The following is a 20,492-nucleotide window of genomic DNA, read 5'->3' as shown; positions in this document are numbered from 1 at the left end:
AATGAACCATTTCATCATCCTTGGAGCGGATATTGGAGGAACTCATATTACGACAGCTCTCATTGATATGGAGAGTGGTACAATAATACCAGGTTCGTTCCAACGTGAGCATGTAAACGCAAATGGTAGTGCCGGTAATATTATCAAAAGCTGGGGACAGGTAATCAGGAAAAGCCTGTGTGCTGCAGAAGGAGTATACCAGATTGGAATTGCCATGCCCGGACCTTTTGATTACGAAGCAGGTGTTTCATTGATTACCGGGTTACATAAATATGAAGCATTGTACGGGCTGAATGTGAAATCATTGCTGGCAGAAGAACTGCAGATGGAAGCCTGTAATATAAGGATGGCCAACGATGCTCGCTGCTTTTTACAGGGAGAACTTTTTAATGGTGCTGTAAAGGGAGAACTGGATGTCACTGGGCTCACTCTGGGTACTGGCTTTGGTTCTGCCATTGCTGAAAATGGCATAGCCCGGGATGCTGCTTTTTATGATATTCCTTTTTTAGCATCCAGAGCCGAAGATTATTTCTGTTCCAGGTGGCTTGTAAAAAGATATCGTGAAATAAGCGGCAGGGAGGCAAAGGATGTAAAAGAAATAGCAAGGCTGATGAATAAATACACCATCGAAGTATTCAATGAATTTGGAACAAACCTGGCTTTATTCTTAAGTACATTGAATCCAGTACCTTCACGTATTGTACTGGGTGGGAATATTGCACAAACATTTCCCTTGTTTAAAATTGCTCTCCAGCATAAATTGAATGAGAGAAACCTGAACATATCTTTTGTATTGTCAACGCTCGATGAAAACGCAGCCCTGTTAGGTGCAGCCAGTGTTGTATGAAAAATCCTTACAAAGCACCAGGCAATGGAAGCTAAACCTATCATTAAACAGACGAGGCTTACCCCAGGTGCTTTTCTGTGCATCCGGCATATTCCTAACATGATAATCTTAGGCGATCTTTAAGTTGATTTTAATTTCCGTCAGGGCTTTTTCATAGAAAGAATGGTTAATTTACTAACTAGGTATTTAACCATTATAAACTATCTTTTATGAAAAAGAACACCCAGAAAAAACTGCAGCTTGTAAAGATCAAGATTGCCAGCTTAAATCCTGTAAGCCCTGTATCAGGGAAAGGTCAGGTAAATGACGCCATCAGTAATTCCAGTTGTAATCACATTTGTCCAACTATCTGTTCCCTGGAATGCGTAGTTGTCTGATTTCATCTCAAAGCCTTGTAATCAGTGATTACAGGGCTTTGTAACAACAACCTCTATTCTGTTTAGATATTCAGAAAAATGGCTATATTTGTTTGACTGAATATCAAATATCCTATGCGAACGCTGTCCCTACTATTCATCTTTACATTATTCCAGGTACTCACTTTTGCGCAATTTAACGTTATTGCAGAAGGGCCATTATTTGAAGAACCCGAATCTGGTTACGCCAGGATTTTACAGATGAAAAACGGGAATACCCTCTGTCTTTATATTTCACAGGAAGAAACGATAGATGTCAGCATATATGGTGCTGACCATATGCGGAAAGTACAGAAACATCTGAAACCTGCACTGGGCAAGAGTAGAGGGTTTCGTATCAATAGTATCTTTGAGATTGCGGGCGAAGCCGTATTATTCATCAGTGAGATAAATGATAAACATCCCGCACTCTACAGGGTACAAATCGATGGAAATACCGGCGAATTAAAAAATGAAGATAAGATAGCAGAAGCAGACAGGTATTCCTCCAAGTTCCGGTCTATCATTCCTGAATTCAGACCGGACTCCTCTTTCTTTATTCGCAAAGATCCCAACAGTGACTATTATGGGCTCGTGATCCTGCATCGGAATGATAATTCTGCCGGGAAACGGGCGATTGAAGTAGTGCTGTATGACAGTATGCATAAAGAAGTAAATAAGAATTTTTATGTACCTCCGTTCCAACACTACCGGTATTTTGATTACCTGGATATGGCCGTAATGGGAGGCGAGAAATTGAGTATTATCGGCTTTGCATATGATCAGGTAGCTGAAGATTATAAAGACGGACACCTGGTAATCTCTAATCTGGATAAAGGGATAGATCATATGATTGCGAATGATGTGCCGGTAAGAGACGGACAAATAGTGGACAGCGCATGTGTGAAATTTAATCCTTTAACTAAAAAACTCCTGTTATTAGGTGCTTCTCATGCACAGGGAACGAGGAAAGAGCAATATGATGGTTTCCTGGCAATCCTGGACCCATACACACAAAAAGTAGACAAGGAAGTAAACATCTATCCTGAAAAGGTAAATACCCGTAAAAAGGAACTGTTTGGGCAAAAACAGGCATTCACTGGTATGCCGCAGCAATTATTTATTGAAGATGATGGTGGTTTTTCAATTGCATATGAAGAGCTGACACATTCGGTTATAACATCGCTGAATTCTGGTCCTTATGTTTATTGTTTCATGAACAGTGCAGCTATTGCTCTTTTCGACGTAACAGGAAAAGAGATCAGTAGTAGTCTGATTCCCAAGTCACAGGTAATGCGTGAGCTGGAAGTATCTTCCTTTTATCTGTCAGAAAGGATCAATAGTGCTCAGAAGCTTGCAAAGGGCGATCAGTACAAATCATTCATGTTCCTGGATGGAAAGGAGAAAAAATATGCATTGCTGAATGATGTGGAAGATAATGCAGAATCAATTAAAAAAGGACACATTACAACGATCCGGGCATTGGGAGAATGTAATGGTTTCTATTACTCCTTAGATGGAAGCAATGTGCTTCCTGAAAGAAATTTTATATTCGGTAAACCCGCAAAAGAGAATTTCTCTAATCTCGCATTATTTACAGTATCTGATTATGACCGGGAAAATAATATTTTCATCACTCTAAAAGTGGAAAGGAGAGGGAAACAAAGAAATGCCAGACTGGTATGGTTAAAGCCCTGATCTGTACATGCCTGTTTTATAGATTTTTCGGTCTGGATTTCCTGCGGCAGCTCACAAACTTACCGGAAATAAATATGTTTTACAGACAACTATCTCTTAACATTTTCATATAAGCTTCACCCTTGCTTCTGGCAAAGTTGATATTGTTTTCAGGTATTTTGGAGGAGTTGGGATATCGCTCCAGTGCCTTTGTAATATCATCTTCTCTTAATAAGTGTAACATAGGATAGATCGATCTGTTAGTATAATTTGCAGGGTCTTCCAATGCTGTTTCGGCAAACTGGTATAACGGATGAAAGCTGGCAAGCTGATAAGTCCCGTCATATCCTTTTTGTCGCATCATTTTTTCTGCAGTAAAAACAAAATCAAGATATTGATCAAATACCGGAAATGCATCTGGGAAAATGAGCAGGGTAGTCGCAATTGAAGGATCCTCGTCCAATCGTCTGCATTCCTCCAGTAGGGCATCCTTGCCTGCTGAAGATGTAGTCGCATTTTCTACCCGGTAATGGATACTTTCCTGCTTAGCCACCTTTGATGCAAACGGGCAGAAGTTACAACCCACTACCAATACCCTGATCCAGTTCTTTGTTTGAGAAATAACCTGCAAATCGTCAGTCATAAGCACAAAGGTAATGTAAGCCCACCAACTCTGTGCCATTTCTGCCTAATACAGGCACAATGATTGTGCATATACCTAAAAAGAATAGTATGAATTCATTTAAAATTGATTATAACAATGATACCGTATTGGTAGAGCAACTGGACAATACTCATTTTACCGTTCACCTGCTAGGCGGAGATATTACACTGGTATTGAAAGAGGACAATGAAGGAGCTTGCCACTGGTTTGTAGAAGGTTCAGATAATGAAACTGAAGAAACCAGTACCATAGGTGTGGCAATAGATACCTGGCTGACTGAAAAATAGGTACAATATGTGGTAAAGTCATAAAATGGTTTAGAATTTAATCCTATATTACCAGCTGTAAAAAGGATTAAATTATAATATCGTGGAACATAAAATATATAGCCGCCAACAGGAAATTGTAAATGGTTTGATTCATGGTGCAGGAGTCGTTTTTGGATTGGGGGCCCTACCCGTGCTGACTGGTCTTGCTGCATCCCACAGTAATGTACCTGGTGTAGTAGGAGCAGGTATTTATAGCTTTTGCTTTCTGCTGCTTTTCACCTGCTCTACGGTCTATCATCTTTCACAGGAAACTGCCATAAAAAAGATCTTTGAGATCTTTGACCATATTAGTATCTACTTCTTAATAGCTGGTACATATACGCCTTTTCTGCTCATCTACATGAATAATGCCTTTGGTATTAGCCTGTTATCGGTATTGTGGGGGCTTACCCTTGTAGGCGTATTATTCAAAAGCTGGTTCACCGGTAAATTCAATCTCATTTCCACTTTGATTTATCTGGTAATGGGATGGATTATGGTAGTAGGAGGTAAGCGATTCTTCGAATTATTGCCACTGCCTGTTATTATCCTGCTGGCGATAGGAGGCGGGTTATATTCTATTGGGGTATTCTTTTATGTATGGGATAAATATAAGTATACCCATGCAGTATGGCATGCACTGGTATTTGCAGCAGCTGTATGCCACTATGTAGCCGTTTTACTGGCTATGTGACCTTGTGTCGATTACTCTTTAAAGTGGGGCAGGATCGTTTTTTATTATTTGAAAATAAAACGTACGTGGTAATAACTATTAACCGGTTAAGCAATATAGTTTTAGTGATAGGCGTAATTCTACTTTTCACAGGGGGATTGTTGTTTTATAACGGAGAAAGCTTTAAATCAAAAGCGGTAAAAACAAAAGGTCTTATAGTCGGATTTTACCAGAGAACAAGTAGTAGAAAAGGAAGTGCTTTTAATAATACGTGGTCGCCCATAGCTGAATATACAGGGCAAAATGGAGAGAAGAAAACGTATATATCGCACATGTCTTCAAATACGGCTTATTATTCAATTGGAGATAGTGTGACTGTTTATTATGACAAATTCTTTTCTGAGCACGTACAAATAGAGGGAATAGATGGATTTTTTGGAGCTTATGTATTTGCAGGTTTTGGCCTGTTTCTCATTTTATTCAGACTTATTTATTTCCTTATAAAAAGGAATGAGTATAAAGGGGTACGGACTATCCATAGCCCTTTTAGAGAATAACAAATCCCTATCCCCATCAGTTTCAATACTTAATAGCGAGCGCTGCCGCAAACGTAATACCACATTGATTTATTGTGCCAGTGTACTCATATATAAAAAATAGCCGGTTAGTTGTATTTTATTAATATAAGTGGGAACTTATATTTGTATCATCTTCAGTATTGAAAGATTCCACCATACAAAAAACCTAAAACATTATAGAATATAACTAACCGCATATTAACAGTATGCTGATGATATTTTACTTGTCCATGAAAGCCCGTATCCTTTTGATTGCACCCCCTTTAGCCTTTCAGAAATGAAAGGCTTTTTTTTATTCCGCCTTCTTCGCAGACGCAATAATATCTTTCACCGCCAGCACCCGCTTATCACTTCCATATAGTGTAACACTGATCATCGCTAATCCTACTTCTTTCAGCGTGGAAACCATTCCTGGAAACACAACCTTGAAAAACGGATACATCCAGGTTATATACTTATAAAAAGAGAGTGTATTCTTCAATCCTTTGGTGGGGTTTATATACCCCGGACGGAATGCAAATACCGCTTTAAAAGGTAGTTTAAACAGATCATCTTCTGTTTTCCCTTTTACTTTCGACCACATCGATCTTCCATTAGTATCCGTTCCTGCTCCCGATACATAGCAGAACGTCATCTCTTTATTTAGCTTACTGAGCGTTTCTGCTACATGCATGGTTAAGGTATACGTCATTTTAGTATACTCTGCTTCTTTCACACCGATAGACGAAACACCCAGGCAAAAGTAACAAGCATTATAGCCACTAAGCTGGCTTTCTACAGCCGATAAATTAAAGAAGTCTGCATGAATAACTTCTTTCAGTTTAGGATGAGTAACACCGGAAGGTTTTCTACTGATAGATAGTACGGCTTCTACTTCAGAGTGTAGCAGACATTCGTGTAGAACGCCTTCACCTACCATACCGGTAGCGCCTGTAATGATTACGCTTATCTTGTTCATATAGCGCTAATATAGCTATTGTTTCGGTAAGCTGAATCCAAAAGTACTGCCTTCTCCCAGTTTACTTTCCACCCATATCTGTCCGCCCTGTGCTTCAATAAACTCCCTGGAAATAGATAACCCCAGCCCTGTGCCAGGTTTTTCTGTTGTACCGGGTACTTTAAAGTAACGGTCAAAGATCCGGGGAAGATATTTATCTTCTATACCTCTTCCGTGATCCTGTACCGTGAACCGGATAGTAGCTCCTTCTATAGAAGTAGTTAACACAATCTCTCCTTCCTCAGGAGAATATTTGATCGCATTGGTAAGGAAATTTGTCAGTACCCAGGCCGTTTTTTCAGGATCAGTGAGGATTTTTTCATTATAAGAATTATTAATGACCCTGAGAGAAATATTCTTCTGTTGTGCTGTAGTACTAACGGTATTAGTCGCGTTATTGATAATGATAGATGGTAGTACTGGTTGTATTTTCAACTGTATATGCCCGGTCTCAACCTGGCTCATATTCAGCAACTCGCTCGTTATATTCAATAACCGGTTAGCATCCTCATTTATACTCTTCACCAGTTCTTCCTGTTCTTTATTAACACCGCCAACTCTTGTGTCGGATAACAGTTGTGCACTCATCTTAATAGAAGCAATAGGTGTTTTCAGTTCATGGGAAATAGTTGCGATGAAATTCGTTTTAGCTTCATTCAATTCATGAAAAGGAGTGATGTTACGGAGCACTATCACCTGGCCGATCACCTTTTCATTATTATTTACATTGAAGATGTCAAGGTGAAAATAACTTTCCTTTTGATCAGCATAAATCTTAAGTTCTTTTTCTTTCCCTTCTGTTTGCAGCAGGTTCCGCATCAGGTCATTATGCAGGGCCACATCTGGTGCATACTGCCCCATAATTTCTGTTTCCTTTAAGCCCAGTAATTTTTCGGCCACTTTATTCAGAAATAGTAATCGCCTGTTTTCATCAAGACCGATAATACCATCATTCATTTGATTAATGATAGTGTCAATACGGCTTTTCTCGAATTTTATTTTAGCCAGGTTACTATGTTCATACTCATCCAGTTTTTCGGCCATGCTGTTAAAAGCCTGCGCCAGATCGCCGAATTCATCTTTTTGCGAAAGCCGGATCCTTTTGGAATAATCTTTATTGACGATCGCTTTAATCCCATCTGATAATGCTTTTACAGGTTCGCTGATTATGCCTGGGAAATTAACAGCCAGTGTGAATGCTATAAGTGTGAGCATACCAAAAATGATCATCAGCCAGTTACTGAAATTTTTGGCATTCATTTCAGCTATATGATTTTTCTTCAATATCGCCTGCTGATTAGCCGTATTGATAATATATATTTTCTGGCGGATGAGGGAGAGGAGGGAGTCATTACCTGGAACACGTTTTAATTGTTCGAATAATGTACGAACAGCTTCAGTGGCGGCAGCTTCTCCTGGTTCGGTGATATTGGCTTCCTGTTGCTTCAGGTTTTTCTCGAACAGCGGTACGCTGGTAGAATCTTCCATGAACATATCCAATAGTTGCAGCATGTTATTGCTGTAAACCAAAGTTTCGTAATTGTCTTCCAGGATCATGCGTGCATCATGTTTCATCACACGAATCGATAAGATCCCCAGGATCCCGGATACCAGGATCGCAATAAATAAAAAACCAATGCCTATACTTAATTTAGTTTTGAGACGCATGTTATGACAAAATTACAATATCGATATCCGATGTAGACAGCTTCCCCAGCAATTGTGAAAAAACAGCCGTATTTAATATGATGCCTGTCAGGTTCAGATGAGGTTTACCCATACAGATAGTAGTAATATTTTTTTCTTCCGCCGAATTTATAATAGTTTTAGCAATATTAGTGCTTTTCACTTTGATCACTTCTGCTCCCATTTCCATGGCCATCTTAAAATTGTTGATCAGATGTCGCTGTGCTGCCAGTCCTATCTTATCTCCGTCTTCCTTAGGCGTCTGTACATACAGCAGGTACCATTTGGAGTGGTAATAAGCGGCCAGCCTGGCAGTTTTGCGTATCACTTTCCTGGCAACAGTATGATTACTGCTGATGCAGGCCATAAAACGTTCATTCCTTAAATGCGCTGTTCCCGGCAATGCAGATTCTATCTTTCGCTCCACTTGCGATGCCACCTCTTTTAACGCCAATTCCCGCAGTTGCAGAATTCTCTCAGGTTGAAAGAAATTCTTCATTGCAATTGCTATCTTATCTGCTGTATAGATTTTGCCCTCTTTCAGCCGGATCACCAGTTCGTCGGCCGTAAGATCTATATTCACTACCTCATCAGCCTGTTGGAGTATGCTGTCCGGAATCCTTTCTGCCACATCTATACCGGTAATATTCCTGATTTCTTCCTGCAGACTTTCTATATGCTGGATGTTCACCGCACTGATTACGTTAATACCTGCATCCAGGATTTCAATCACATCCTGCCATCTCTTTTCATTTTTGCTACCTTCTATATTAGTATGTGCAAGCTCGTCGACCACCACGATTTCAGGATGCAGGTTCAGTACAGCCTGCACATCCATTTCTTCCAGCTCTTTACCTTTATAGAAAAGTTGTCGTCTGGGTATTACTGGTAGTCCTTCCAGCAAGGCCTGTGTTTCCGCCCTGTTATGCGTTTCTATATAGGCGATTTTTACGTCCACACCATTGCGTAACAGGGTACTGGCTTCCTGCAGCATTCTGTAGGTTTTACCTACACCGGCGCTCATGCCTATGTACACTTTAAATTTTCCACGTCTGGATTGCCGGATCAGATCAAGGAAGTGTTGTGCATTGTTTTCTTTTTCAGTCATACGGAGTTCTCATGCTTTTCAAAGGTATTATATTTAACAGCTAATCTTCTTGTTTTCGGACTATGATCTTTGGGTGTATACAGCATGGCAGTACACATACAATTTTTGAAGGATTTGCCTTCCAGTATCTGATAATTGGGGCAACTTTTACAGGCGTTCCAGAAACGTTCTTCATGTGTAATCTCATTATAGGTAACGGGTTCAAACCCCAGCCGGGAATTCATTTTCATAATTGCCAGACCGGTAGTAATACTGAATATTTTAGCAGCAGGATATTTTTGTTTCGATAATTTAAAAATCTTTTGTTTGATGGCAGAGGCCACTCCTAATTCTCTGAATAAAGGACTTACGATCAGACCTGAGTTGGATACAAATTCTCCGTTAGCCCAGGTCTCTATATAGGAAAAACCAACCCATGTATTATTCCCGGTTACCGCAATCACAGCTTTACCATCTCTTATTTTTTCGATGATGGCCTCAGGAGAACGTTTGGCAATTCCTGTACCACGTACTTTAGCAGACGCTTCCATTTCGTCAGTAATAATCTTTGCAAACAATTCATCTTTTCCTGTAGCCACACGGACTATAATATCTTCCATTTTATTTATTTTTAAGGATGTAATGGCGACCTAATAAATAGGCCGCCATTGGTTACACCTCTATAACCTTACATTTACAGCAACAATGATTCTGTTTTCGGTTTTTCTAAGGTCAGGTTTCCATGTAGGATCGGGGGCATCTGTAATGAAGCCGGTTTGTGAGGTAGTGCCGCCGGGGCCTGCAAAATATGGAACATTACTATTGCGATGCGCAAATTCAAATCTGAAAGTGACATGATCATTCGGCATCACGTCAAATGTTCCTGAAAGCTGTGTCATTTTCAACTTTTCTCCATTCGCAATAGCAATATCATAGTCATTTGGAATAGCTCCCGGGGCAGCAGGAGAAAAGGCCAGATAACCTCCCGGATTAGTGACGTAGTCTCCGCGTAATGTCAAAGCCAGCTTATTCTGCTTAAACCAAACCCTGTTTGCCAGGGAAGAACCTGCCATATAATTATCTTTCGCTTTCACACCGTCTCCCGATTGAAAACCGTAATGGTTATTCAGACTAAAAGCCGCCTGAGAAATTCCCTTTCCACTCTTGCTTTTATAATAACGGTATACGATGCTGTTATCATGGTGAAAACGATGCACTTTTGATAACTCGGTCGTACCACTTTTGCTGTCATTGCCATAATAGAAGTTGGCAACTAACTGCAGATTTTCATTAGGACGGTAATAGTTTGAATTACCTACCCCCGGATTCTTGCTCCAGCTGTTATAACTCTGCCAGCCGTTCAATAACCATAATTCTGTTTTGAATTTTTTAGTAGGATAAAACTGGATTCTGGCTCCCTGAAAGTAAAAGGGTGTAAAGTCACACACCATGCTACGCTGATAGCTCCAGTTCTCCTGCATTACATAACTTTCAAGTCCGATATAACTCATGAAAATCCCCATCTCTATATTCAAACCATATTTGACATTGAAATGATATCCTGCTGCTGCCTCACGTATAAATTTCAGGTTGCCGGTGCTGGTATTTCGTCCCCTGGCAACAGAACCATCGGCTTCCTGTACTACAGCGGTCTGACTACCGGTTTGTAACCATAACCGCGTGATGATGTTCTTATAATTGCTTTCTATACCAATACTTGCCTGATTCAGAGAGAATTCATTACTACGGGCAGTAGTGGCCGAAATAGTTTGTGTATTATCTTTCGGACGTGCAAAGTTGTAGTTAAAATAACCATCCACAAGTACAACTCCTGTAAGGATCGTTTCTCCCTTAGCATCATTCATCACCAGTGGAAAATCTTTCTGTCTGTTCTGGCCATTGATCCAGGTAAGATCCATCCCATCAAAGGGAACTTTTTTAATTACGATACTATCCGCGTTTTTTGTTCCAGTGCTATCCTGAGCATTCACATTGATTACATTCAGCGCAATTACAGCACTTAATAAGATTCGTTTCATTTCTGTTTGTTTAATATATAGGTCGATATTCAAGTTTTAAAAGGTCTGGATTAGGCAACCGGGAATTCGAATCTCGTCTTCTGCACATATATTTTAAGAAGCCAGCACTTTGTACGGTTATTCTATGGTAACTTGTCCAGATCAATATTCAGTTTCAGTACATTCACTTTCTTAGGTCCCAGTATGCCCAGCAGCGGAGCTTCTGTATGTTTAGCTACGAGATCCATCACTGCATTTTCATTGAGGTTTCTAATCGCTGCAACTCTCTTTACCTGTATGATAGCAGAAGCAGGGGAGATATCCGGATCCAGTCCGCTACCGGAAGCTGTTACCATCTCTGCAGGAATATCTTCCTTACGCACACCCGGATTATGCACCAGGAAACTATCTATACGGGCTTGTACTGTTTTCAGGTAATCCGGATTAGAAGGGCCTTTATTAGAACCTGCAGATCCTGCTGCATTATAATCTACAGCCGAAGGACGCCCCCAGAAATATTTATCAGCAGTAAATTTCTGTCCTATATTTTCATATCCTACTACTTTCCCATTAAGCGAAATGGTTTCTCCTTTTCCCTGTCCCGGAGCCAGTTTGGCAATCCCTGCAATCAACAGGGGATACAACACAGCACATAGGAGAATCATCAGGGCTGTTAGTTTTATAGAAGGAAGCAAATACTTTTTCATCTTGTTTTCTTTAAAAGATAATTACATAAAAAGAGCGAGCAGTAGATCTATCAGCTTGATCCCTATAAAAGGAATAATCACACCGCCTAATCCGTATATCAGCAGGTTTCTGCGTAACAGGGCACTCGCACCAATTGGTTTGTAAGACACCCCTTTCAACGCCAGCGGAATCAGCGCAGGAATGATCAGCGCATTAAAGATTACAGCAGAAAGAATCGCACTCTCAGGACTGGCAAGATGCATCACATTCAGTCCCTGTAATGCAGGAATAGAGGTAATGAAAAGTGCAGGTACGATAGCGAAATACTTAGCCACGTCGTTTGCAATAGAAAAGGTGGTAAGAGTACCTCTTGTCATCAGCAGCTGTTTACCGATTTCAACGATTTCTATCAGTTTGGTAGGATCATTATCCAGGTCTACCATATTACCAGCTTCTTTGGCAGCCTGTGTGCCACTGTTCATCGCTACTCCTACGTCAGCCTGTGCAAGGGCAGGAGCATCGTTGGTACCATCGCCCATCATAGCTACAAGCTTACCGCCTTCCTGTTCTTTACGGATGTAAATCATTTTATCCTCAGGTTTTGCTTCTGCAATGAAGTCATCCACACCGGCTTTGTCTGCAATGTATTTTGCAGTAAGTGGGTTGTCGCCCGTTACCATTACAGTTTTCACACCCATACGGCGTAATCTTTCAAAACGTTCTCTTATGCCGGGTTTGATAATATCCTGCAATTCTATCACGCCTGCTATCTGAGAATTACGGCTTACTACAAGCGGAGTACCACCATTAGAAGCTATTTCCTTTACTCTTTCTACTGTTTCATCAGTAAAAGGATTGTTCGCTTTCAGTACTATGTTCCGGATAGAATCCATAGCACCTTTTCTGATTTTTATACCGTCAAAATCCAGTCCGCTACTTCTTGTTTCAGCAGTGAACTGTATAAAAGTGACTTTATTTTTATCCGGGAGATTTACTTTCACACCTTTTTCAGCTGCCAGTTCTATAATAGACTTTCCTTCAGGAGTTTCATCTGCCAGGGAAGCCATCGCACAGGTTTCAATAAATTCTTTCTTATCGATGCCAAGGGCTGGCCAGAAGTGTGTGGCTTTACGGTTGCCAATAGTAATAGTCCCGGTTTTATCAAGCAGTAAGGTATCAAGGTCGCCCGCTGTTTCCACAGCTTTCCCGCTCTTGGTTATTACATTGGCCCGTAAAGCACGATCCATACCTGCAATACCAATGGCGCTTAGCAGTCCACCGATAGTGGTAGGGATCAGGCAAACAAACAAAGACACAAAGGCCGCTATAGTGATTGGTGTATGAGCATAATCGCCAAAAGGTTTTAAGGTCACACACACAATAATGAATACGATGGTGAAGCTGGCCAGCAGGATAGTCAATGCGATCTCATTGGGTGTTTTCTGGCGGCTGGCACCTTCTACCAATGCAATCATTTTATCAAGGAAGCTTTCGCCCGGATCTGTAGTAACCCGCACAATGATCTTATCACTCAGTACTTTCGTACCTCCGGTCACAGATGACTTATCTCCGCCGGATTCCCTGATTACGGGAGCAGATTCACCGGTAATAGCAGATTCATCGATGGTAGCTAATCCTTTAATGATTTCACCATCCATTGGAATCATATCTCCGGCTTCACATACAAACAGATCACCTTTACGTAGTTGTGAAGAAGGAACGATCTTTATTTCATCTGTAAACATTTCACCTACAGGAAATATTTTCTTCGCAGGTGTTTCTTCTCTTGTTTTCCGGAGGCTTTCTGCCTGTGCTTTACCTCTCGCTTCTGCAATCGCTTCCGCAAAGTTGGCAAACAGCAGCGTTAACAATAACACGGAGAATACTGCAAGGTTATAGCCGAAAGAACCTTGTGCACGATCTCCGGAATACCAGGTGTATATAGTCACCATCATCATAATGACAGTGCCAATTTCTACGGTAAACATCACCGGGTTGCGGAACATACTTTTAGGAGACAGCTTCACAATAGCTTGTTTCAATGCTTCACTTACCAGCGCCGCTTCAAAGAGTTTATTACTTTTATGATCAGACATGATTTTTATAATTTATTACAATTGGAAGAATTCAGCGATCGGGCCTAATGTAAGTGCAGGGAAGAAGGCGAGTGCTGCAAGGATCATGATTACAGCATAAGTCATAATTCCGAAAGTCGCCGTATCCGTCTGTAATGTACCCGCTGATTCAGGGATATATTTCTTTTTGGCCAGGATACCTGCAATGGCTACTGGTCCTATGATAGGAATAAACCTCCCCAATAGCATCACGATGCCAGTAGTGATATTCCAGAAGATATTATTATCGCCCAATCCTTCAAATCCGGATCCGTTATTAGCGGAGGAAGAAGTGTATTCGTAAAGCATTTCTGAGAACCCGTGATTTCCGGGATTATTCAGCCAGGAGCCTGGTTGTACAGCCCATGCTGCCTGAGGATGATAAGTAACGATATATGCAGATATCGCGGTTCCCACCAGCACCAGGAATGGGTGGAACAAGGCGATCATTGCTGCTATTTTCATTTCACGGGCTTCCACTTTCCGCCCCATGAATTCAGGCGTTCTACCTACCATCAAACCGGAAATGAATACTGCTATTATCAGGAAAATGAAGTAGTTCAGTAGCCCCACACCTTTACCTCCATAAAAGCAGTTAGTCATCATCCCCAGCATCTGCATAGCACCTGACAAAGGCATGGAGCTATCATGCATTGAGTTCACCGAACCTGTAGAAATGATAGTTGTCATTACCTGCCAGTAAGCAGACGCCGGTACCCCGAAACGCACTTCTTTTCCTTCCATTGCAGAGATATCATGCAGCCCTATTTTAGCGAATGAAGGATTGCCTCCCAGTTCTGAAAACATTGTAGGGATCATAAAGGTCAGCATGCCTAAAGTCATCACGCCGAATATGGCGTATCCCAGTTTTCTTTTCCGGATAAAGAAACCAAAAGCAAAGATGAGCGCCATTGGCAGAATCACCTGTGCTATTACTTCTACCATATTCGTGAAATAGGTAGGGTTCTCCAGCGGATGAGCGGAGTTAGCACCAAACCATCCACCACCATTTGTTCCAAGGTGTTTAATAGCAATCATCCCTGCCGCAGGTCCTCGGGATACCTGGACAGAATCTCCTTGCAGAGTTACGATGCTATCTTTTCCATCAAAGCTGGCAGGTGTTCCGTTAAATGCCAGTAAGCAGGCAACGATAATACTCAGTGGTAGCAGAATACGGGTAATGGTTTTGGTAAAGAACACAAAGAAGTTACCCAGCTTCTCGGTTGTTTTTTCTGCAAATGCCCTGAACAGTACAGCAACTGCGGCTACGCCTGTTGCAGCAGAAACAAATTGCAGGAATGTAATAACGTATAACTGTGTAAGATAGGTTAGTCCTGTTTCGCCAGAATAGTGTTGCAGGTTACAATTTACCAGGAAGCTGATACTGGTATTAAATGCCAGGTCAGGAGCCATACTGGGATTACCATCCGGGTTCAGCGGCAGGCTGCCCTGGAAAAGCAGCACATAAAAAGCATAGATCAGCCATACTCCATTGATACAGAGTAAAGCAACCATATGCTGTTTCCAATTCATTTCCTTAGTGGTATCTATTCCGGATATACGAAATATGAGCCGTTCCAGTGGAGACATGAAGTCGGTGATTGTTTTCTCTCCTTTAAATACTTTGGCAATGTATTTACCAAGTGGAAAAGCAATCAGTAAGGTGATAATAAATGTGACGATGACGCCTGTCATTTCGCTATTCATCAGTTGAAAGGTTTAAGGATCAGAATTTTTCAGGTTTCAGTAAAACATACACCAGGTAAATGAATACGAGAATGGATGTTATGAGCAACATTGTCATCATATAGCAGGTGTTTTAAATGTTTTCAAAGAAATCAATTGATTTAAAGAAGATGTAAAAGCATCCCAGCATGATAACCAGGTAAAGAAATGTGAGCATATTATTAAAGTTTATCAGATTCCGGGTTTCATAATTTGCTGTATGTAGAGAGAGAACAGCATAACAGGCATCTTTGTTTGTATTTCCTGCCATTCTCTTCTTGTGCAGGATCCCTGCAGGTTGGAGAATGAATAAACGAATACGTTCTCTACAGCAGTCTTTACCAGTTTATTGCCTTTATTGTAGATTTTGTCGGCTAATTTCATGCAGCGTTCTACCTGCCGTAATTGATGTTCATGCAGCATCTTTCCGGTGTAAGTCGTCAATACTTTGATCGACATATATACACTTCCGAATACAGGTTCGCGTACAATCTCTTTTTGTATTTCCGGGATTTCATCGGCTATTTCAGCAGATACTTCATACTGGTTCATAGTTGTTTCATTTGAGTATAGATAGGCCAATGGCATGCCCGTTCTTTAAATAGTATAATCTCTCCCATTTAACTAATTCATTATGAATTACTTATATGTTTTAGTGTAGAAGGGAGAGGTCTAAAGGGCTATAAAAAACCCTCTCAATTTGAGAGGGTTTTATCATAATGATGAGGAATGTCTAAAAATACTACTTCAACCAAGATCACATCTTAATATGTAATTCACTCGTTATAAAGGATGGTAAAAGTCATCCTACGTTCATCCTACGTTTTTAACGTAGGATGAACGTAGGATGTTCGAATCTCTGCTTTATCTCAGCAGGGTATTACTTTGTCTCCATATAGTTTTATCCTACCCAATCTGGTATTCTTCGATCTTCCTGTATAGTGTTGCAAGTCCAATATTCAGCAACTTCGCGGCTTCTGTTTTATTATTTTTTGTATGGTGCAATACCCGGATAATATGCAGCTTTTCCACGCTGGCAAGATCAAATGCTGACAATGTATGCACAGGCTTATCATTCACCTGTAATTCAAATGGAAGGTGGGCTACGGTTAATTCTTCTGTTCCTGCCATGATCACGGCTCTTTCCAGTACATTCTTTAACTCACGGACATTCCCTTTCCACTCATGCAACTGCAGTTTTTCAATAAAAGCATCACTAACAGAAAGTTTCTTCTGATTAATCTTTGCAGAGAAGAATCCTACAAAATACTCCGTCAGCACCGGTATATCTTTTTTACGTTCCCGCAAAGGAGGCAAAACAATTGCAAACACATTCAGTCTGTAATACAGGTCCTCCCGGAATTGTCCTTTGACAGTTTCTTCTTTCAAATCGCGGTTAGTAGCAGTGATGATCCGCACATTTACTTTCGTAGGTTTGGTATCTCCAATTTTAATAAACTCGCTGGTTTCCAGTACCCGCAACAGCTTGCTTTGCAAGTCCAGTGGTAGTTCTCCTATTTCATCTAAAAAAATAGTCCCGTTATTAGCCTCTTCTATTAATCCTTTCTTATCCCGCACAGCATTGGTAAAAGCACCAGCCTTATACCCAAACAGCTCACTTTCCAGTAACTCCCGGCTAAAAGCACTACAATTTAAAGCAACGAAAGGTTTGCCAACTCTTTTGCTATTATTATGGATGGCCTGTGCAAATACTTCTTTCCCCGTACCTGTTTCTCCTAATAATAATACAGTAGTATCGGCAGGAGCCACCTTTTTAGCCTGTTCTATAGCTTCTTTAATAACGCGGGAGCTACCCAGGATGCTGTCGAAGCTATACTTTTTACCTACCTGCTGTTCCAGTTTATCAATCCTTTTCTGTAGCTGTACCTTTTCAAAGGCACGGTTAAGGAGAGGGATGATGCGGTTATTATCATCTCCCTTGGTGAGATAGTCAAACGCTCCGTTTTTGATCGCCTGTACGCCATCGGGAATGTTGCCATAGGCCGTAAGTAATATTACCTCCAGGGAAGGGTACTTCTCCTTAATGGTACGGGAAAAGTCTACACCGCTGCCATCAGGTAGTTTTACATCACATAGGATAACATCAATTTCTTCCTTTTCCAACAGCTTCTGTGCAGCCTTAAGAGTACCTGTTTCCAGCACATTATATCCTTCCAGCGTAATGATCCGTTTCATCAGGCTGCGTAACTTTTCCTCATCATCTATTATCAGAACGGTTCCCAACATAAAAAACTTTCGCCAAAATTAAGGTTATTAAAGCAAAACACACTTCTTCAGATTGACCTAATGTCACTCTTAATCATTGAGGGCTAATAAAGAGTATATTATCTTTAGGGGATTAGTTTATTAAATGTGGAGAATGTACTGTTATGATACTTCTACTAGTATTAATAAAGGCGAGCTTAATTATTTTGCCCCGTGTTCATCACTTCCCAACCTTTTATTCCAGTTAATCATTCCTGCATTATCTATTTTAACAATCCACATATCCATATTTCTCACCTCACCTTCAGGTACACTACCGCTAAGATCACCATCTTCCGATGTCACATCAGCTGTGAAAATATAACTGTTATCACTGGTGGTTTTGATACTGATTGCCATTTCTGTGCCTGAGCCCCCATAAGTTTTACTCCATTCAATGGTTCCCCTTGCATTCAACTTTACAATCCAGATATCACTTGTATCCACACTATGATTTGCCGGAACATCTCCATTATTACCGGAATAGGTCGTAGCCGAAAAAATACACCCACCATCTGATGTAGTCGCTATACCGGATAAATACTCTGTTTTATCACCTCCATATGTGTTCTCCCATGTTATCTTTCCATTTATGTCAAATCTTGCCACAAAAATATCCCATCCACCCTTGGATGTTGTAATATCACCATCAGAAGAGGAGGTAGCTCCTGCAAAAAAGAAACCTCCATCCGTCGTAAGACTAAGGCATTCTCTATTACCGGAATAATTACCACCATCTTCTTTACTTCCTCCTACCATCTTTTTCCATATCACTTCACCCTGAGCCGAAATACATGCTATAACAAAATCACTTCCCCCATGATTACCCATTGCGTCGGAAGTACTATATCCCCCGCACACATAATTTCCATTATTGAGCTTGATAATGTGTGTGAAATGTTCTTCCCCGGATCCTGCATATTTCATAGAGTTGGCGGTGGGCTGACTAATAGCGGAACTACAGAACAGGAATAGGGATACAGCTAACAGGTATCTTTTCATGTAGGGACTTTTATAGGATATATTCTTTATGCAAGACTAATATAATTCTCCGGGAAATGCAATACCATCAATTGGCTGGCAATACTCTTCACTGCATAAAATGATGTAAAAGAAGGAATTGTAAATTTGTATTTTACATACAGTACCTATTCTCTTTGAAAGCGAGTTGGTGGCAATAAACAAATTCCTGGAATGCAAGAGATTACAATCTGGAAATTATATAATAGGTTTTTAGAGCGGACAGCAATATGTACTACTTAGGCTAAAAGAGAATATAAAAGCAGCACATCATTAGATTTTGCATCACCCCATTCTTAATAATGTGCTGTTTTTCACAACTTATCATTGAATCTGCACTAATTTGCGTGACTCATCAAGATTTTTAGCCGCAGTATTCAAATAGAGTCTGAATTGTAGTGGGTTAAACCAGTGTTTCAGACTATTTGCCTCCCGGATTTTGCGGACTTCTGCTACTACATCGTATTCTTTTTTCATTTCCATAAACTATTGATTTTAAGATTAACCCGGGCGTCATGTTTTAATGTTTGATAGCCCGATTCAAAGATTTTACAATCTATGCTTGAACGAATACCCGCTTGGATTGCTCGCGGAATAATTTGGCCGCAGCTTTCAAATCCAGTCTGAATTGAGCCGGATTTTCCAAATATCTCAAACTTAACTCATCCCTGATTTTGCGGACTTCTGCTACTGCATCATACTCTTTTTTCTTTTTCATGAATTATGGATTTTAAGATTAATTTGGGCGTCATGATCTCTATTGTCTTGTAGCCCAATTTTAAATTGATTGCGTTATATAATTTTATCTTGTCAATATTAACGATATGTTTAAAATTCCAGCTTGCAAGTGTATCAGCATTATTCAATGTGGCAAGTGCAATATGAAGAGCATCACCATAACTTTTATTGGTCAATACCTTCTGCTGAATGTATGTATCGGCCAGTTTTTCAACTTCTTCATTATTTTCAACATCAATTACATAATTTACTGGAATCTCGTCTATTTTGTCTTTTATCTCCTGTCTGGCAGGCAATAATTCCATGATGACAATATCCGAATAAATCACCTTCATAAGCCCAGTCTTGAATACTTCAAAAAGCTCAAGACTGGGTTCTTTAAATTCAACATCAAAACATCCTCCTACCACAGAAGTGTCTATATATATCTTTGCCATGCGAATGTATTAAATAAATTGTTGGTTAACAAATGTGAAATCCTTTACAGTAAAGGATCTTAATGATATTTTAATTAAATAATTGAGAGTGCAATTATTAAGAAAAGACGATAGCTTTTCGGATTAACAAATCGAATTTCATGTATAGCATAATTGTGCGTTAATTTTTTTTAAATTCTCATTCCTGTAGTTTTATTGTTACATATTATTCACATGATTCAATAAATCATTACAATCACGCAATAATCTCATTTAAACCAGCATCTGCGATACCAATTTCCAAATCTTTACTGACATTCTTTTTACATCATGCATCTGATAATATATCATTGTGTGAGTTGTTTTTTCATAAACAATCTATTCCTAAGTAGACTGTTGGTGGTCAATGTCCGGGATTGGACATTTTAACGGTTAACAAACTTCACATGTAATGACATCAAAGTAAAAATAAATTATTGGGATATCAAAAATTATTTTCAAATTCTTAAAATTTAAGAAAGAGTGTTGCAACTGCTCCGCTCTTTCTTAAATCTATAATTTTATTTTTCTGTAATCCTGAAATTCACAGGCACACCT

General features: G+C 40.1%; 22 protein-coding genes. 6 read left to right on the top strand and 16 right to left on the bottom strand.

All coding sequences use genetic code 11. The features are described from left to right. Window position 1: 1 nt before the first annotated feature. The 3 genes from BM176_RS08590 to BM176_RS08585 all read left to right on the top strand — a co-directional run bounded on the left by BM176_RS08590 (window position 2) and on the right by BM176_RS08585 (window position 2,940). A complete protein-coding gene (locus tag BM176_RS08590) occupies window positions 2–847 on the top strand; it encodes an ROK family protein (protein WP_090101836.1) in 846 nt (281 codons plus the stop codon). Between the two features lie 209 nt (window positions 848–1,056). Then, a complete protein-coding gene (locus tag BM176_RS32420; protein WP_177230344.1) occupies window positions 1,057–1,224 on the top strand; it encodes a hypothetical protein in 168 nt (55 codons plus the stop codon). A 114-nt stretch (window positions 1,225–1,338) separates the two neighbouring features. After that, complete coding sequence (locus tag BM176_RS08585; RefSeq protein ID WP_090101834.1) at window positions 1,339–2,940, top strand: hypothetical protein; 1,602 nt, start codon at window positions 1,339–1,341, stop codon at window positions 2,938–2,940. Between the two features lie 79 nt (window positions 2,941–3,019). Here BM176_RS08585 and BM176_RS08580 read toward each other — a convergent pair whose 3' ends face one another. Next, the gene (locus BM176_RS08580; RefSeq protein WP_255373475.1) at window positions 3,020–3,601 is read right to left on the bottom strand and encodes a DUF1415 domain-containing protein; all 582 of its coding nucleotides are present in this window, start codon (window positions 3,599–3,601) and stop codon (window positions 3,020–3,022) included. Window positions 3,602–3,651: 50 nt separating this feature from the next. Between BM176_RS08580 and BM176_RS08575 the strand changes: the two genes are divergently transcribed. The 3 genes from BM176_RS08575 (at window position 3,652) to BM176_RS08565 (ending at window position 5,121) form a co-directional block, all read left to right on the top strand. Next, the gene (locus BM176_RS08575; RefSeq protein ID WP_143097755.1) at window positions 3,652–3,870 is read left to right on the top strand and encodes a hypothetical protein; all 219 of its coding nucleotides are present in this window, start codon (window positions 3,652–3,654) and stop codon (window positions 3,868–3,870) included. Window positions 3,871–3,952: 82 nt separating this feature from the next. Beyond that, window positions 3,953–4,585, top strand: coding sequence for a PAQR family membrane homeostasis protein TrhA (locus BM176_RS08570; RefSeq protein ID WP_218162170.1), 633 nt, complete (start codon window positions 3,953–3,955; stop codon window positions 4,583–4,585). Window positions 4,586–4,650: 65 nt separating this feature from the next. Beyond that, on the top strand, window positions 4,651–5,121 hold the full coding sequence (locus BM176_RS08565; RefSeq protein WP_177230343.1) for a DUF3592 domain-containing protein: 471 nt from the start codon (window positions 4,651–4,653) through the stop codon (window positions 5,119–5,121). A 313-nt stretch (window positions 5,122–5,434) separates the two neighbouring features. On the opposite strand, the gene BM176_RS08560 is transcribed toward BM176_RS08565, so the two are convergent. The 15 genes from BM176_RS08560 to BM176_RS08500 all read right to left on the bottom strand — a co-directional run bounded on the left by BM176_RS08560 (window position 5,435) and on the right by BM176_RS08500 (window position 19,916). Beyond that, window positions 5,435–6,100, bottom strand: coding sequence for an NAD-dependent epimerase/dehydratase family protein (locus BM176_RS08560; RefSeq protein ID WP_090101827.1), 666 nt, complete (start codon window positions 6,098–6,100; stop codon window positions 5,435–5,437). 15 nt (window positions 6,101–6,115) lie between these two features. Then, window positions 6,116–7,807, bottom strand: coding sequence for a HAMP domain-containing sensor histidine kinase (locus BM176_RS08555; RefSeq protein ID WP_090101825.1), 1,692 nt, complete (start codon window positions 7,805–7,807; stop codon window positions 6,116–6,118). Window position 7,808: 1 nt separating this feature from the next. After that, on the bottom strand, window positions 7,809–8,933 hold the full coding sequence (locus BM176_RS08550) for a sensor protein KdpD (protein WP_090101823.1): 1,125 nt from the start codon (window positions 8,931–8,933) through the stop codon (window positions 7,809–7,811). After that, window positions 8,930–9,532, bottom strand: coding sequence for an N-acetyltransferase (locus BM176_RS08545; protein ID WP_090101821.1), 603 nt, complete (start codon window positions 9,530–9,532; stop codon window positions 8,930–8,932). Before BM176_RS08545 ends, BM176_RS08550 begins: the two co-directional genes overlap by 4 nt. Window positions 9,533–9,592: 60 nt before the next feature. Then, the gene (locus tag BM176_RS08540; protein ID WP_090101819.1) at window positions 9,593–10,951 is read right to left on the bottom strand and encodes an outer membrane beta-barrel protein; all 1,359 of its coding nucleotides are present in this window, start codon (window positions 10,949–10,951) and stop codon (window positions 9,593–9,595) included. Window positions 10,952–11,073: 122 nt separating this feature from the next. Beyond that, a complete protein-coding gene (locus tag BM176_RS08535) occupies window positions 11,074–11,637 on the bottom strand; it encodes a K(+)-transporting ATPase subunit C (protein WP_090101818.1) in 564 nt (187 codons plus the stop codon). 21 nt (window positions 11,638–11,658) lie between these two features. After that, a complete protein-coding gene (kdpB, locus tag BM176_RS08530; RefSeq protein ID WP_090101816.1) occupies window positions 11,659–13,713 on the bottom strand; it encodes a potassium-transporting ATPase subunit KdpB in 2,055 nt (684 codons plus the stop codon). Between the two features lie 15 nt (window positions 13,714–13,728). Continuing rightward, a complete protein-coding gene (gene kdpA / locus BM176_RS08525) occupies window positions 13,729–15,438 on the bottom strand; it encodes a potassium-transporting ATPase subunit KdpA (protein WP_090101814.1) in 1,710 nt (569 codons plus the stop codon). 19 nt (window positions 15,439–15,457) lie between these two features. Continuing rightward, complete coding sequence (gene kdpF, locus BM176_RS33100; RefSeq protein ID WP_369823736.1) at window positions 15,458–15,529, bottom strand: K(+)-transporting ATPase subunit F; 72 nt, start codon at window positions 15,527–15,529, stop codon at window positions 15,458–15,460. A 119-nt stretch (window positions 15,530–15,648) separates the two neighbouring features. Continuing rightward, entirely contained in the window at window positions 15,649–16,008 is a 360-nt protein-coding gene (locus BM176_RS08515) for a DUF7674 family protein (protein ID WP_090101809.1), read from the bottom strand. A 354-nt stretch (window positions 16,009–16,362) separates the two neighbouring features. After that, complete coding sequence (locus BM176_RS08510; protein WP_090101807.1) at window positions 16,363–17,703, bottom strand: sigma-54-dependent transcriptional regulator; 1,341 nt, start codon at window positions 17,701–17,703, stop codon at window positions 16,363–16,365. Between the two features lie 180 nt (window positions 17,704–17,883). Beyond that, entirely contained in the window at window positions 17,884–18,723 is an 840-nt protein-coding gene (locus tag BM176_RS08505; RefSeq protein ID WP_090101805.1) for a hypothetical protein, read from the bottom strand. A gap of 342 nt (window positions 18,724–19,065) precedes the next feature. Beyond that, on the bottom strand, window positions 19,066–19,224 hold the full coding sequence (locus tag BM176_RS32415) for a hypothetical protein (RefSeq protein WP_177230342.1): 159 nt from the start codon (window positions 19,222–19,224) through the stop codon (window positions 19,066–19,068). Between the two features lie 73 nt (window positions 19,225–19,297). Then, window positions 19,298–19,459, bottom strand: a complete 162-nt coding sequence (locus BM176_RS32410; RefSeq protein ID WP_177230341.1) for a hypothetical protein — start codon at window positions 19,457–19,459, stop codon at window positions 19,298–19,300. Further along, window positions 19,437–19,916 carry a PIN domain-containing protein gene (locus BM176_RS08500; RefSeq protein ID WP_090101803.1) on the bottom strand — a complete coding sequence of 160 codons (480 nt, stop codon included), beginning with the start codon at window positions 19,914–19,916 and terminating at the stop codon, window positions 19,437–19,439. Before BM176_RS08500 ends, BM176_RS32410 begins: the two co-directional genes overlap by 23 nt. Window positions 19,917–20,492: the final 576 nt, after the last annotated feature.

Origin of the sequence: Chitinophaga sp. CF118, assembly GCF_900112615.1 — a bacterium.
Lineage (GTDB): Bacteria > Bacteroidota > Bacteroidia > Chitinophagales > Chitinophagaceae > Chitinophaga.
Note: the sequence above shows the minus strand (reverse complement) of the source record. Positions and strands in the feature narration are given on the sequence as shown.

Excerpts from the sequence above, each read along its gene's own strand:
- BM176_RS08590 (WP_090101836.1), top strand. The coding sequence starts at position 2 with ATGAACCATTTCATCATCCTTGGAGCGGATATTGGAGGAACTCATATT.
- BM176_RS32420 (WP_177230344.1), top strand. The coding sequence starts at position 1,057 with ATGAAAAAGAACACCCAGAAAAAACTGCAGCTTGTAAAGATCAAGATT.
- BM176_RS08585 (WP_090101834.1), top strand. The coding sequence starts at position 1,339 with ATGCGAACGCTGTCCCTACTATTCATCTTTACATTATTCCAGGTACTC.
- BM176_RS08580 (WP_255373475.1), bottom strand. The coding sequence starts at position 3,601 with ATGGCACAGAGTTGGTGGGCTTACATTACCTTTGTGCTTATGACTGAC.
- BM176_RS08575 (WP_143097755.1), top strand. The coding sequence starts at position 3,652 with ATGAATTCATTTAAAATTGATTATAACAATGATACCGTATTGGTAGAG.
- BM176_RS08560 (WP_090101827.1), bottom strand. The coding sequence starts at position 6,100 with ATGAACAAGATAAGCGTAATCATTACAGGCGCTACCGGTATGGTAGGT.
- BM176_RS08555 (WP_090101825.1), bottom strand. The coding sequence starts at position 7,807 with ATGCGTCTCAAAACTAAATTAAGTATAGGCATTGGTTTTTTATTTATT.
- BM176_RS08550 (WP_090101823.1), bottom strand. The coding sequence starts at position 8,933 with ATGACTGAAAAAGAAAACAATGCACAACACTTCCTTGATCTGATCCGG.
- BM176_RS08545 (WP_090101821.1), bottom strand. The coding sequence starts at position 9,532 with ATGGAAGATATTATAGTCCGTGTGGCTACAGGAAAAGATGAATTGTTT.
- BM176_RS08540 (WP_090101819.1), bottom strand. The coding sequence starts at position 10,951 with ATGAAACGAATCTTATTAAGTGCTGTAATTGCGCTGAATGTAATCAAT.
- BM176_RS08535 (WP_090101818.1), bottom strand. The coding sequence starts at position 11,637 with ATGAAAAAGTATTTGCTTCCTTCTATAAAACTAACAGCCCTGATGATT.
- kdpB (WP_090101816.1), bottom strand. The coding sequence starts at position 13,713 with ATGTCTGATCATAAAAGTAATAAACTCTTTGAAGCGGCGCTGGTAAGT.
- kdpA (WP_090101814.1), bottom strand. The coding sequence starts at position 15,438 with ATGAATAGCGAAATGACAGGCGTCATCGTCACATTTATTATCACCTTA.
- BM176_RS08515 (WP_090101809.1), bottom strand. The coding sequence starts at position 16,008 with ATGAACCAGTATGAAGTATCTGCTGAAATAGCCGATGAAATCCCGGAA.
- BM176_RS08510 (WP_090101807.1), bottom strand. The coding sequence starts at position 17,703 with ATGTTGGGAACCGTTCTGATAATAGATGATGAGGAAAAGTTACGCAGC.
- BM176_RS08505 (WP_090101805.1), bottom strand. The coding sequence starts at position 18,723 with ATGAAAAGATACCTGTTAGCTGTATCCCTATTCCTGTTCTGTAGTTCC.
- BM176_RS32415 (WP_177230342.1), bottom strand. The coding sequence starts at position 19,224 with ATGGAAATGAAAAAAGAATACGATGTAGTAGCAGAAGTCCGCAAAATC.
- BM176_RS32410 (WP_177230341.1), bottom strand. The coding sequence starts at position 19,459 with ATGAAAAAGAAAAAAGAGTATGATGCAGTAGCAGAAGTCCGCAAAATC.
- BM176_RS08500 (WP_090101803.1), bottom strand. The coding sequence starts at position 19,916 with ATGGCAAAGATATATATAGACACTTCTGTGGTAGGAGGATGTTTTGAT.